At 63.2% G+C, this 14,190-nt stretch carries 9 protein-coding genes; all 9 read right to left on the reverse strand.

The features are described 5' to 3' along the window. Positions 1–5 precede the first annotated feature (5 nt). The gene (locus QVG21_RS07425; RefSeq protein ID WP_287923639.1) at positions 6–2,345 is read right to left on the reverse strand and encodes a glycoside hydrolase family 31 protein; all 2,340 of its coding nucleotides are present in this window, start codon (positions 2,343–2,345) and stop codon (positions 6–8) included. Then, entirely contained in the window at positions 2,342–4,147 is a 1,806-nt protein-coding gene (locus tag QVG21_RS07430; protein WP_287923642.1) for a glycoside hydrolase family 99 protein, read from the reverse strand. The genes QVG21_RS07425 and QVG21_RS07430 overlap by 4 nt, the downstream gene beginning before the upstream one ends. A gap of 71 nt (positions 4,148–4,218) precedes the next feature. Next, positions 4,219–5,781 (reverse strand): hypothetical protein, encoded by a 1,563-nt coding sequence (locus QVG21_RS07435; RefSeq protein WP_287923644.1) that lies wholly within the window; start codon positions 5,779–5,781, stop codon positions 4,219–4,221. A 21-nt stretch (positions 5,782–5,802) separates the two neighbouring features. Next, positions 5,803–6,405 carry a fasciclin domain-containing protein gene (locus QVG21_RS07440; protein ID WP_251214673.1) on the reverse strand — a complete coding sequence of 201 codons (603 nt, stop codon included), beginning with the start codon at positions 6,403–6,405 and terminating at the stop codon, positions 5,803–5,805. Between the two features lie 19 nt (positions 6,406–6,424). Beyond that, positions 6,425–7,867 carry a RagB/SusD family nutrient uptake outer membrane protein gene (locus tag QVG21_RS07445; protein ID WP_287923647.1) on the reverse strand — a complete coding sequence of 481 codons (1,443 nt, stop codon included), beginning with the start codon at positions 7,865–7,867 and terminating at the stop codon, positions 6,425–6,427. Positions 7,868–7,879: 12 nt separating this feature from the next. Continuing rightward, positions 7,880–10,927 (reverse strand): SusC/RagA family TonB-linked outer membrane protein, encoded by a 3,048-nt coding sequence (locus QVG21_RS07450; RefSeq protein WP_287923650.1) that lies wholly within the window; start codon positions 10,925–10,927, stop codon positions 7,880–7,882. 116 nt (positions 10,928–11,043) lie between these two features. Continuing rightward, the gene (gene uxuA, locus QVG21_RS07455; protein ID WP_287923653.1) at positions 11,044–12,222 is read right to left on the reverse strand and encodes a mannonate dehydratase; all 1,179 of its coding nucleotides are present in this window, start codon (positions 12,220–12,222) and stop codon (positions 11,044–11,046) included. A gap of 14 nt (positions 12,223–12,236) precedes the next feature. Then, complete coding sequence (locus QVG21_RS07460) at positions 12,237–13,049, reverse strand: SDR family oxidoreductase (protein WP_287923656.1); 813 nt, start codon at positions 13,047–13,049, stop codon at positions 12,237–12,239. Positions 13,050–13,051: 2 nt separating this feature from the next. Beyond that, a complete protein-coding gene (locus QVG21_RS07465) occupies positions 13,052–14,122 on the reverse strand; it encodes a LacI family DNA-binding transcriptional regulator (RefSeq protein ID WP_287923658.1) in 1,071 nt (356 codons plus the stop codon). Positions 14,123–14,190: the final 68 nt, after the last annotated feature.

Genomic DNA, 14,190 nt, shown 5'->3' on the forward strand with positions numbered 1-14,190 from the left:
GAACATTAAAAAGTACACACGAGAGGCCGGCCGTCGTAACGAACCGTCTGTTCGGCAGGGGCGCAACCGGGGCGGAACAGCCGCAGGGCGAATTCCTGCTCGCAGGCCATCCCCTCGTAAGCCCCCTCGCGGCGGGAGATGCGCAGCGCGGAAGCGGCATCGTCCCAATCGAAACGCACGAGGGCATAGCGGCCGTCGGCGTAGCCGAACCCGTCGCCGGAATCGTCGTAGAGGTCGAAACGGGCGTCGGCTCCGGCGTAAATGCGGATTTCGAGCCGCGCATCGGGGCCCTCCATGACGGACTGCTTAGGCTCGCCGAGGGGCAGAACCGAACCCCCGCGCACATAGAGGGGCAGCTCGGTGAGGTCGCACGCCTTGGAGACGCGCTCGCCGCCGGGGTGCGCTTCGCCCGTGAAGAAATCGTACCACCACACCCCGCGGTGCTGCGGCAACAAGGTAGCGACCTGCTGGTGCGAAGCCCCGGCGGGCATGGGCCGGAAGACGGGCCGCACGAGCAGCGCCCCGCCGAACAGAAAGGCGTCGTCGGCCGAAGCGACGGCGCGGTCGGCGGGAAAAGCCATGCCGAGGGCCTCGAACATGGATGCGTCCTCGGCGGCGACACGCCGGGCGACGGAATAGACGAAAGGCGTCAGGCGGTAACGCAGGCCGATATACTTGAGCTGGTTGCGGTAGAACACGCTCTGCCCGCCGCCGAACTGCCACGGCTCGCGCGGAACGTCGGTGCCGTGGGCGCGGAAGATGGGCAGAAAAGCCGCGAACTGGAACCAACGGGCGTAGAGGTCGAGGTAATCGGGGTCGGCGAGCCCGCGCGGATAGGCTCCGCCGTTGGAACGGACGAAGAACCCGCCCGCATCGACCGTCCACCACGGAAACCCCGAAGCGGACAAACCGACGCCCGCGGCGAGCTGCCGCCGGAAATTGTCCCACGAAGCGACGACGTCGCCCGACCAGACGGCCGTGCCGAAGCGCTGCTGCCCGGCGAACGCCGAACGGGTGAAGAGGAAAGGCCTGCGGTCGGGCTGTGCGTCCCTCAGCCGCCCGCAGAGGTCGGACATCCACACAAGCGAATACACGTTGAGATAACGGTGGAAAGGCCCCCAGGCGGTCTGCCCGGCCGACTTGGAGCGCTCCTCCTGCCGCCGCTGGGTGAATCCCTCGCGGAACGAGGGCTCGGTAGCGTCCATCCACCAGCCGTCGACCCCCGCAGCGAGGAGCCCGCAGCTGAAATGGCGCCAAAAGATGTCGCGCGCGGCAGGGTCGAAAGCGTCGAAAACCTTGTACCCGGCCCAAGTGCGCTCGTCGAACAGCGCCCCGGCCTGCTCCAGCTCGCGGTAAACTTCCGTCCGGGGCCCGAAACCGGGCCAGACGGAGAGCATGAGCCGGACGCCGCAGCTGTCGTGCAGCCGGGCGATGCGGGCGGCGGGGTCGGGAAAACGCAGGGAATCCCACCGGAGCGAATTCCAGTGCGGCCTGTCGCCCCAGTACTCCCAGTCCTGCACGATGACGTCGAGCGGAATACGCCGCCTGCGGAACTCCTGCGCGACGCTTTCGAGCTCGTCGAACGACTTGTAACGTTCGCGCGACTGCCAGAACCCGAAGACCCACTTGGGCGGCAGCGATGCGGCCCCGATGAGCTCGCGGTACCCCCGCACGCAATCGGCGGGGCTGTCGCCGCGGACGAACCAATAATCGACGGCATCGGCAACCTCGGAGACGAACGCGAACCGTTCGCCGCAGTCGCGGAACTCGGACGAAGAATAATTGTCCCACAAGATGCCGTAACCGCGCGACGAAACGAGGAAAGGATTGGCGATCTCCTTGTTGGCCTGGAGCAGGAGCACCGTATCGTGCTTATGGTCGACGCGGCCCGTCTGGTACTGCCCCAGCCCGTAGAGCGATTCGTCGGGCGAAGTGCGGAACGACTGCTCTATGGCCAGACAGGCCTCGCCGCCGACGGTGTCGGCAACCAGCGTGCGCGCGTCTTCTTCGAGCAAGGGCCGCTCCGAAGCAGGGTCGAAGAACGAGAAACGCCCCGACGCCCGGTCGTAACGGACCTCCAGGCGCGAAGTACGGAACAGATACCCATCCTTGTCGGAAAGGCACCGCACGGCGACGGGAGCGTCGGCAGGGACGGTAACGAGCCTGCGGGTGACGAGCCGTGCCGTATCGGGCCGCACGAGGATGCGCACGGCGCGCTCGGAACGGAACTCGACGCAGCAGGTCATGCCCCGGTCGTCGAAACGGAACGTATTGCCGTCGCAGGAGGGGCCGCAACCCACGCAGACGAAAAAGAGCGCGGCGAGGAGGGATGCCCGGCAAATCATCGGAACAAAGTATAGTGGAACGAAACGTCGCGCACCTGGACGGGCCCCTTGAACATGAAAGTGAAGTTGGGCGACGCGTCGTAACGGATATTTTCGGGCGGGAGCTCGACCCGCACGCGCCGCCAACGGCCCGAACCGTCGGTGCGGAACTTGGCGACGGTGGAGAACAGCTCCTTGGGGCTTCGGTCGGTACGCGAATAGACGAAAGCGAAGCGGTCGGTCGGCGCGCCGTCGAAGTACTCGAATTCGAGGTAGCCGGAATGGGCCCGGGCGGTCATCAGGGGACCGAGCGCCCACGCGGGGAAGTAAACCTTCAACTCGGGGTCGGCGCTCCAAGCCCCGTGCAAGGGCTCGCTGCTGAAACGCAGGTCCGAAACCGCTATGTCGAGCGCCCGCCGCCGGAACTTCTGCTCAACAGCGGCAAGGAGCCCGCCGGCGTCGTCGAGCAACTGCCGGGCGTCGGCATAGCGGGCGTTGGCGATACAAAGGGCGGCCTTGTCGAGCAAGGCGTCGGCACCGGGCGCCTTACGGCCTGCGGCGGCGAGAAAAGCACTGCGCTTCCGGGCACCGAAGAGCTGCGCGGGCAACTCCAGACCGGAAGAATCGGCGGCGAACTCCTTGAACGCCGAAGCGTAACGCAGCGTAGTGCGCAGCTCGCGGTCGCCGTTCTCGCGGGTGGGCTCGATTTCGTGACCCTCGGTATAATCGCTCCACGAAGCGATGAAAATCATGTCGAGGCTGTCGCGCGACTCCATGCAGAACTGCCACAGCCGCTCGTAGGTACGGCCCCCGTCGCGGGGGATGCAATAGAAATGCTGTCCGCCCCACCCTGCGCAGCCACGGTTGTCCATCCCGGGCGCGACGAACCCGGACTTGACGGTATAGGCGGGGTGGGGGCTCAGCCAGACGGAATCGCGGAAAGGCTTCATGAACCCGATGCAATCATCGGGCGCGGCCCAATGGTCCCACTCGGCGTAGGCGGCATCGCGGGTGCGGACGCGGGCGGGCAGCCAAGGGGTCGGCACGGTCCCGAGCCTGCGCCAGGCCTCGATGTCGTCGCTCCACCGGACGGGCTCGTAACGGTCGCCGTCGAGCCTGCCCCACTCGGCCCAGCGCCGCAGGACGGCAGGCCGCGGAGACCCCTCGGGGAAGCGGACCTGCGCGACGACGCGCGCGTACTCGGCGGGCGAAGCGCCGGGCCCGAAGAGGTAGAAGACGGGCCGCCCGCCGACGCGGGGAGCGGTAGGACCGGAAAGGACGCTGTCGACGAGGTACTGATAACACCGGACGTAATGGTCGGTCTTCTGTTCGCGGGTGACGATATGGGGGTGCAGGCGCGTAATCCAATCGTAATAGAGCCACCCGTCGCACCAATTGACGCCTATCTCGAAACCGTAGCGGGCCGCGACGGGCTGCATGGCCCGAAGCAAGAGGTCGTTCTCGTGGCCCATGAACCCCCACTCGATGAAGAAGCCGTCGATACCGGCGGTCTTAGCCGAGAGAATCTTGTACTCAATGGCGTGGGGGTCGAGGTCGGACTGCATGCCAACGGCGGGATAAGCGACGGCGGCGATGTCGTGGCGCCCGAGCGAATCGACGAAATCGGCGTTGTAACAAAGCCGCTCACGCCCTGTGGCCGACTTCCGGGTATCGGCGTGCATCTCCCAGCGGCCCAGCTTGCCGTCGTGGGCGCGCGAATAACGCACGCCGTGGAAATCGGCATAGACCTTCTTGCCGTTCTGGGCCGAGAGGGACAGGACGCCGCAAAGCGCGGGCAGCAAAAACAGACGGAAAAGTTTCATACGAAAGAAATCGGAAAAAGGGGAATCCCCGGGCCCTTACGGACCCGGAGAATCCCGGAAAACAACGACGGCTACTCCTTGGGGAACTTGACGGAAACAATCACGGTCGACTTCTGGGTGTCTTTCGGAGCGCCCGTTTCGGTCGTATACGAAACGATGTCCATCACCTTGAGAATGCCGACCCTGTTACCCCCGGCCGAAGACTTGCCGCCCGTCTTGAAAGCGATGACGTCGCCGACGTTCGCGTCGATTCGGGATAAAGTCAACTGCCCTGCAACAATCTGCTCGGTAATCGTTGCTGCCGTGGCGCTGTCGAAGTCGATGTCGTTGCGAAGCTGGTAGCGGGTCAGAACGGCTGCCGGAAGATTGCTCAGCGTACGCCCGTCCGCCGCCTTATACTCGCTTTTCTTTTCGCCGTCGGGAGAATAGATGCGGAAAGTCTTGTTACTCATGTTGTAGTAGCAAATGTCCACATCGGCGCTTGTGGAAGTAGCATTGTCGAGCACCTCGGTCATAGGGAGGGTCTTCATGTACTTGAGCGAAAAGAGCGAATAGACACCCGGCTGAGAGGCATTTCCATCGGTAAAGCCTATGCCCCCGATTACCGCGTCCTCGACGAACTCCATGCCGACAATGGCCTTGATGTCGACGGACGTCGAACGGCCGACGTTGTCGGTGACGACGGCCCGGACGCCGGAAACATCGTCGGAGAAAGCAAGCGATTCAGCGAAAGCGAGCGTATTGGGCTTATCGGCGTAAGTCTTGGAAAGGACGGGGTCGGAACCGACCGTCTTGCCCTTGCGCAGGAACAGCTCGACCTTGACCACACCGGCCATGGACTCGATGTCGAGCACAACGGCCTTGCTTTCGTCGCGCTCGGCGACGATGGTTTCGGCGGCCGGCGTAACGGTCGGCGGGGGCACGGTCTTATACTTGACAGGGAGCGAGACGATGCGCACCTGGTCGTAGCTGTCGACGGCCCGGACGCGGAAACCGCGGTCGTTCTCGCCGTAGGCAATCAGCGCGTCGAACTCGTAACGCACCCACGGGTCGGTATCGCCGCCCGTGACGGTACCGCCGTACTGGGTCTGCCCCTCGGTGGAGACGCGGAACATCTCGATGCTCTTGAGCGCCACCTCGCTGGTGACGACGAAGCGGGTATTGGGCAAGTCGCCGCCGACGGTTTCGTCGTACTCCCAGCTTTCGGGCGAGAAGACGATGACGGGAGGTTCGACGATGTCGATAATCCGGATAGGCAGTGCAGCCTCGGCGCGGCGGCCCAGCAAATCCTCGGCCGAAACGACGGCCGAAACGTAATCGGACTTGTAATTGATCTTCTCCGAAAGGCTGAAGCTGTGGCGGTCGAAGAACTCGGTGACGGTGCTGACGGGAATCGTCTCGCCCCCGTCGGTGAGGATGGCGAGCGCAACGCTCCGCAGCCCGGCCTCGGACTTGACGATGGCGACGACGGGCAGATTGTCGGCCTTGTTGAGGTCGGCGACGAGCGTCTCGTAGGGATAAGCCACGACGGGCTCGGCGGACGACGGGTCGATGCCCTCGCCGTCGGAGCAGGCCGCCAACGACACGGCGGCGAAACACCAAGCCAACAGGGATATGATTGAATGCTTGTTCATAAGGATTCGGTTTTGAAGCTGCTACTTCTTGTAATAACAATGGCTCTCGAAGACGTGCACGACGCCGTTCAAGGGCATGATGTTGGAGCTGACGGCCAAGCGCATAGGCGAGGAGCCGTTGCTGCCCGTGTTGTTGACGACGATTTTACCGGCGTCGGCCATCCACGGATTCTTGCGCGTGAGCATGGTCATCAGCCCCTCCTCGCCCCGCAGGAGCGTGAGCACGAAGATGGGCTCGACGGGCAAATCGCCGTAACTGCTGTAAACACCGTCGACGATGTGGTAACGGATCAGGTTCTGCAAACTCTCGGCGGGCACCTCCTCGACCGACGAAAACCCGGCGCCGGAGACGAAACCGTCGACGGCCGTATTGGTGAGGGCGAGGAACGTATAAGGATGCGCGGTCTGAGTGTAGTACTCCTTCATGTCGGCGAGTTCGATGGCGGTCATAAACTTCGAGAAGATGTCGGAACGCGTCTCGAAGTACTCCCACGCCGTCATGTCGATATGGGGGTCGAGCACCGAAGCGTCGAAATCGGCGTCGGTCTGCAACTTCATGTCGCCGCAGCCGACGGCCACGAGGGCCGCGAACAACGACAGGGAACGGATGATATGGCTGAACATAACTTTGCGAATTTGAAGATTATTCCTGGGTTTGGGCATAGTAGGCGTTCTGCTTGAGCGCCTTGTTCTGGTCGAGGTGCGAATAATGGACGGGGAAGAGCTCGTTGCCCTCGGTGCTGCACCCGTTGATGGGCCCCATGACCGTCTTCCAGCGTCCGGTGCGCACGAGGTCGAACCAACGCCGCCCCTCGCCAAGAAGCTCGCGCTGGCGCTCGTCGAGGATGAAGTCGACCAGTTCGTCCTCGGTGGCGAACGAATCGGCCTGGGGCGTATCGAGCCCGGCACGCGTGCGGACGAGCTTGACCAGATCGAGCGCCTCCTCCCACTTGCTCAGACGGGCCAGCGCCTCGGCCTGCAAAAGGAGCATGTCGGAATAGCGGTAGACGGGATAAGCGACCTGGCAAGTCTTGTTGAGCGTGGACGAGATGTCGCCCGCGATGTACTTGCGCATCTCCCACCCGGCCTGGTACTCCTTGGCGACGAGGGGGAAGCGCAGGTCGCGGTCCTGCTCGAACTTATTGCGCAGGGTCTCCGAAACGACCCCGGCGCGGTTGCCCGACCCGGTGAACCACTGGTACATGTAGCTGAAACCGTTGGTCCCGACCTCGTCCATGTTGAAGTGGATAACGAAGATGAACTCCTTGGTCGAATAATCGTCGTTCTCGGGGGTGTTGTCGCTGGCCTTGCCGTTGAGCTCCTCGGTGAACATCTTCTTCCAGGTGCCGATGCTGGGCTCGAAAGCCATGAACGAGGCGTCGTTCTTCATCTTCTGGATGGTCTGGTCGGCAAGGCTGTACTCGCCCAGCCACATGTAGGCGTCGGCCATGATGGCCCAGGCACCGTAGACCGAAATACGCTTGCGCTCCTTGTTCTTGGTGCGGTCGAGAAGCCCCTCGGCTTTCTTGGCGTCCTCAAGAATGATTTCGCGCAGGATGTAATCGCGGTCGGTGCGCTCGCGGTAGATAGCGTCGCTGTATGCCTCGTTGGGCTCGACGAACAAAGGCACGTCGCCCCACACGCGCACGGCATAGAAATAAGCCAGGGCACGCATGGCGTAAGCCTGCCCGAGCAGGTCGTCGCGCTCGGCGACCGACGGCGTGTCGATGCCGGGGATGTACTTGATGCAGAGGTTGGCCTGGTTGATGACCTTGTAGAGGTCGGTCCAACGGGTGCAGCGGTGGTCGGTGGTGAGCTGGTTGTCGATGACGCGCTGCTGGTCGGCGGCCGACGAAGCGCCGGGCGCGAGGTTGTCGGAACGGAACTCGCCCCAATAAAAGTAATTCTCGCGCATGGCGGTGCGGAAGAACCCGTAGATCTGGTTGACCCCGGCCTTGGCGTCGCGCGAAGTCTTCCACATGTTGCCTGCGGGAACCTCGCTGACGGGCTGCTCGTCGAGGAACGAACCGCACCCGGCGAGCGAAGCCGACAGAACGGCGGCGAGGATGACGATATGTTTTTTCATGGCGGGAATCGGTTAAAATTTGACGTTCAGGCCCGCACCGAACTCACGCTTGTGGGGATAACGGTACGTATCCTTGCCGATGCGCAGCGGATTGGCCGACGAAAATTCGGGGTCGTAGCCGCTGTAAGCGGTCCAGGTGAGGGGGTTGTTGGCGAAGAAGTAGACCTGCAGCGACTTGATGCGCACGGGCTTGAGCCACCGCTCGGGCAGGTCGTAGCTGAGCCGGATGTTCTGCAGGCGGATGAAATCGCCCTTTTCGAGGTAGAACGAATTGGCGTAGCGCGCATTGTTGAACTCGTCGTTGTAGGGCCGCGGGTAAAGCGCCTCGTCGCCCTGGTGCACCCAGATGTTGTTGATGACATGGGGCGAGGGAGTGGTCGACGAATACTTGAACATGTTGCGCTGGTGCTCGGCGTCGTTGTAAATCTTGGCGCCGAACGAATAATAGAACGACACGAAGAGCGAAACGTTCTTATAGGTGAAAGTCGTGGAGAGACCGCCCGTATAGGTGGGCAGGGCGTTGCCGAGGACCATGCGGTCGTTCTCGTCGATGACCCCGTCGCACGAACCGGGAGCCTCGTCCCAATTGATGTCGCCGCCGCGGAAAGGCTTGCCGTTGGGCAGCTTCTTCTGCACGACGTCGCCCGTATAGGCCTGGCCGTTGAGCGTATAGCCGCGGAACTCGCCCCCCTCGAAGACGGGCGTGAGCTGCTGCCACGTATCGGGCGTGAAGGCGTTGGACTGGTCGTAACGGAAGATGCCGAGCTGGCGGTAACCGTAGAAATCGCCGACCGAACCGCCCTCCTGCATCCACCACAGGTCGCCCTCAAGGTAAGGTTCGCCCGTCGAAAGACGCTCGATGCTGTTCCAGTTGCGCGAAATATTGAACGACGCGTTCCAACGGAAATCGCGCGTGCGGACCAGGTCGCCTGCGACCGAGAGCTCGAAACCGCGGTTGCGGACCTCGCCGATGTTGGTGCGCATGGACCCGAAACCCGACTCCTTGGGCAGTTCGAGGTTGGCCAGCAGGCCGTCGGTATACTTGTCGTAATAATCGGCGGTGAGGGTGAGCCGCTGGCCGAAGAAGCTCAGGTCGAGACCGACGTCGGTCTGGCGGGTCTCCTCCCAGCGCAGGTTGTCGACGGCGAGCCGGGCGGGATAGACGCCGCCGATGCCGTCGTAGATGTCGCCCGTGGTGTAGGAATAGAGATAATCGTAATTGCCTATCTGCTCGTTGCCGGTGACACCCCAGCTGACGCGTATCTTGGCGTCGTCGAGCACGCGGCGCGAGAACTTCATGAACGGCTCGTCGGAGAGACGCCAGGCGGCCGACACGGAGGGGAAGTTGCCCCAGCGGTTCTTCTTGGAGAAGCGCGACGACCCGTCGCGGCGGACGGTGGCCTGCACCAGATAACGCGACTTGTAATCGTAATTGACGCGTGCGAAGAGCGACGCCATGGCGTGGTTCTGCTGCCAGGCCCCGGTTTCGGAGAGGATGAGGTTGGCCGAAAAGGCGTTCATCGTCGTGAGGAAGTCGGACGACGAATTGATGCCCGACAAGACGTTGCGGTCGTAACGCCACTGCTGCTCGCTGAAACCGACCATGGCGGTGAAGTTATGGCCGCCCCACGAATTTTTGTAGGTGAGGACGTTCTCGTTGAGCCAGTTCCAGTTGAGATTGTCGTTGGAATAGCCCGTATTGCTTTTCTGCCACTCGTCGGTAATCATGCTGGGATAGACGCGGCGGCGCTTGTCGAGGTAGAGATTGGCGTTGATGTTGGTGGAGAAAGTGAGCCCCTTGGCCAGCCTGACCTCGAAACCCTGGTAGAAATTGACCTTGTAGTACTCGGTGCGGTCGGTGGTGTACTCGACCTGTGCGAGCGGACTTTTCTGCCCCTGGAAGACGCCCGCGAGCGACCCGTCGGGATAATAGAGATTGAAATAGGGACGGCGCGAAAGCATGGCCGTCATGAGCTGGCCCTCGTTGATGCCGTTCTTCTGCGAATAGCCCAGCGAGACGCGGCTGTGGAGCGTGAGCCAGCTGTTGGCGTTGTAATCGGCGTTGAGACGGGCCGTGAGACGCTGGAACCCGGTGTTGGGCACGATACCGCGCTCGTTGTAATAGCCCGTGGAGCCGTAGTACTTGATTTTGTCGGAACCGCCCGAGACGCTGAGGTCGACCTGGTCTTTCTGGCCCCATTGGAACAGGATGTCCTGGTAGTCGTTGTCGATGTTGAACGACGCGTTGAGCGAATCCTGGATAATCATGAAGCTCTCGTCGGGCGTACCGATTTTGTTCTCAAGGAAGAACGCCCGGCGCTTGAGGTCGTAGTTGCGGCGGTCGGCGCGGGTGGCCTGCGCGAGCTTGTGGGAGAGCTTGCCCCACGAATGGTAGTACTTGACCTCGACGCGCGGCGCGGAGACCGAACCGCCCTTGGTGGTGATGATGAAGACGCCGTTGGCCGAACGCGAACCGTACATGGCGGCCGACGCGGCATCCTTGAGCACCTCGACCGAGAGGATGTCGGAAGTGTTGATGCCGTCGATGTCCTCCATGGGGATGCCGTCGACGACGAACAGGGGCTTGACACCCTCGGCCGAGAAGGTGGAGATACCGCGCACGTTGACCGAAGCGGACTCGCCGGGCTGGCCCGAGCCGGCCGTGATGTGGACGCCGGCGACCTGTCCCTGCATGGCCTCGAAGACGTTGGAAGCCATCTTGCGCTCGATGGCCTCCTCCGAAAGGGAGGTGACGGCGCCCGTGATGTCGCGCTTCTTCATCGTGCCGTAAGCGACGACCATCACCTCGTCGATCTGCTGGGCGTCGGCCACCAGGTCGATGCGCAGGCGGTCGGCCTGCGCGCGCAGGGTGCGGGTCTCGTAGCCGATGAACGACACCTGCACCTCGGCGCCCCGCCGCGAAAGGCGGAGCGAGAAAGCGCCGCCGGCACCGGTGACGGTACCGTTGGAAGTGCCGGGCTCGGTGACCGTAGCGCCTATAAGAGGCTCACCGTCGGCGTAGACCTCGCCGGAGAAGGTAAAATTCCCCCCCCCCGGCATTTTGCGCCGAAACAAGCCCCGGAAACAGCAGCACGAGCCCCGCGAGGAGCAGCCACTGCGAATGGAGTTGCGTCAAAAGTTTCTTCATAAAGGTTTATATTAAGGTTGGTCTGTCATTATTGGGCGAAGAGCGAACGGGCGATGCCCAGCTCCAGCCCGCGCAGTTCGGCGAGCCCCCGCAGGCGCCCGTAGCACGAATAGCCGGGGTTGGAACGGCGGCCGAGGTCGTCGCACATCTGGTGCCCGTGGTCGGGCCGCATGGGGATGGAACGGCCCTGCCGCTGCTGGATTTCAAGCAGCGCCTTCATGACCTCGAACATCGGCACGTTGCCCTCCAAATGGTTGGCTTCGTAGAAATTGCCCTCGGCATCGCGCTGCGTGGAACGCAGGTGGACGAACCCCACGCGGTCGCCGAACTCGCGCATCATGGCGGGCAGGTCGTTGTCGGCGCGCACGCCGAACGACCCGGTGCAAAGGCACAGCCCGTTGGAGGGGTTGGGCACTGCGTCGGTGAGCTTGCGGAAATCGTCGGCGGTGGAGAGGATGCGCGGCAGCCCGAGGATGGGATAAGGCGGGTCGTCGGGATGGATGACCAGCACGGCCCCCGCCTCGTCGGCGACGGGGCAGACTTCCTTGAGGAACGCCACCAAATTGGCGCGCAGCTGCTCGGCACCGATGCCCTCGTAACGGTCGAGTTCGCGGCGGAACCGGTCGAGCGTGAAACTCTCCTCGGCACCGGGAAGCCCGGCAATCATGTTGCGCGTAAGGAGCTCCTTTTCAGCGTCGTCCATCCGCTCGAAACGGGCCCGGGCGACGGCCTTTTCAGCGTCGGAGTACTCCTGTTCGGCAGCGGGCCGCCCGAGAATGAAGAGGTCGAACGCCATGAAAGCCGCCCGCTCGAAGCGCAGGGCCTTGGAACCGTCGGCGACGGTGAAAGCGAGGTCGGTACGCGTCCAGTCGAGGACGGGCATGAAATTGTAGGTTATGGTACGGATGCCGCAGGCGGCGAGGTTGCGGATCGACTGCTTGTAATTGTCGATATACCGCCGGAACTCGCCCGATCGGGTTTTGATATGCTCGTGAACGGGCACGCTCTCGACGACGGACCAGGTGAGCCCGGCATCGGCGATGAGCTGCTGCCGCTTGCGGATTTCGTCGACGGGCCACACCTCGCCGTTGGGGATGTGGTGCAGCGCATGGACGATGTCGGTGGCGCCTGCCTGCCGGATATACTCCAGCGATACGGGGTCATCGGGCCCGTACCAGCGCCAGGACTGAGTGCAAAGGATAGGCATGGGATGATTATTCGTTAAATCGAAAAGGCGTCGAAACCGCCGTCGACCACGGCCAGGGCCCCGGTCACGAACGACGAAGCGTCGCTGATGAGGTAATGGATGGTACCCAACAGCTCCTCGGGCTCGGCGAAGCGTCCGGCGGGCGTGTGGGCGATGATGGTCCGCGCGCGGTCGGTATAGGAACCGTCGGGGTTGGTCAGCAGCGCCCGGTTCTGGTTGGTGAGCAGGAACCCGGGGACGATGGCGTTGACGCGCATCTCGGGGCTGAACTTGGTGGCGAGCTCGGCGGCCATATATTTGGTATAGTTGCCGATGGCGGCCTTGGCGGCGCCGTAGCCCACGACGCGGGTAAGCGGACGCAGGGCCGATTCGGAGCAGAAGTTGACGATGACGCCTTTCTTGCGGGCGGTCATGGCCTCGCCGAAGACCGTAGTGGGGAGCACCGTACCGAAAAGGTTGAGGTCGACGACCTTCTTGAAAGCGTCGATTTCGAGGTCGAGGAACGACTTGTCGGGAGCGATGGTCGCACCGCCCATGTTGCCGCCTGCGGCGTTGAGCAGGACGTCGATACGGCCGTACTTGGCGAGGATGTCGGCACGGTTGCGCTCCAGCACTTCGCGGTCGAGCACGTCGGTGGTGAGGAAAAGCCCGTCGCCCCCCTGCTGCCGGATGGCGTCGAGCAGCTCGCCGCCCGCCTGCGCGTCGCGGTCGAGCACGACGACCGAAGCGCCCTGTTCGGCCAGGTAGCGGCAAATGGAACGGCCCAGGATACCGGCACCGCCCGTAACCACGACCACGAGGCCGCGAATGTCGAAAAGATTTTTCATAATCAGATGATGTGGCTATTATAAAATTGTACGTTTTCGCGGAGAACGATGTCGATGGGCATCAGGTTGTCGGTCGGACCGCGGCGGCCGCTGACCAGCATGTCGCAGAGCGCCATGACCCCGTGGTAACCCTGCGCCGCGGGACGCTGGGCGACGAGCGCCGTGACGACCCCTGCTTCGAGCATCTCGCGGTTGCGGGGGATGACGTCGTAGCCGACGAGCCGCACCCCGTCGCGGCCCGAAGCGCGGAGGTAGTTGGCGAGAATATAGCAAGTCGAATTGAAGGTGACGGCCCCGGCGATACGAGGGTTCCGGACGAACAGCTCATCGAGCACGCGGCGGTTGTAAGCCTCGTCGTCGAGCCGGAGCGAAACCCCGAGCAGGCGGCCGCGGAACCCTGCGCGGCCGAGGTAGTCGCGGAAACCCGCCTCGCGGTTGCGGCACTGGTTGGACCCACCGTCGCCGCGGTGGACGATACTGCCCACGAGGATGTCGGCGTCGGGCGCGATGCGGTCGGCGAGCAGCCGGGCCGCGACACACCCGGCGTCGGCCGATGAAGTGCCGAAATAGGCCAGGCGGTTGCAGCCGGCAATGTTGGAATCGACGAAGACGTAGGGAATCCCCTCGGCGTCCAACTCGTGCGCATAGGCCACGACCGAATCGGCAAAGAGCGTAGCGAGCAGCACGCCGTCGAAATGCTCGTCGCGCACGCGGGCGAGCGTCCTTAAAAAGGTGGCGTGGTCGTACTGGTCGAAGAAGAAACGGCGGACCCGGACGTTGAAACGCTCGGCCCCGACGGCGGCGCGCGAAATCCCGGCGTCGACGTCGGCCCAGTAATCGCCCTCGCGGAACGAGGGAATGATGACGGCCAGGGTCCGTTCGCGGCTCGAAGCCAGCGACCGGGCCACGAGATTGGGCTGGTAGTCGACCGCCGAGAGCACCTCGCGGATGCGGCGCAGATTCTCCTCGGAGACCTTGCCCCGGTTGTGGAGCACGCGGTCGACCGTCCCGGCCGAAACTCCGGCCATACGGGCGATGTCGACGATGCGGATATGTTCTTTGAGCTTGTCCATCGTTGTATGCAAACATAGAAACAATTTTCCGAATATCCAAAGTGTGTGCGCACACACTTGTGATTTTC

The organism is Alistipes sp. UBA6068 (genome assembly GCF_949428155.1).
GTDB classification, from domain to species: domain Bacteria; phylum Bacteroidota; class Bacteroidia; order Bacteroidales; family Rikenellaceae; genus Alistipes; species Alistipes muris.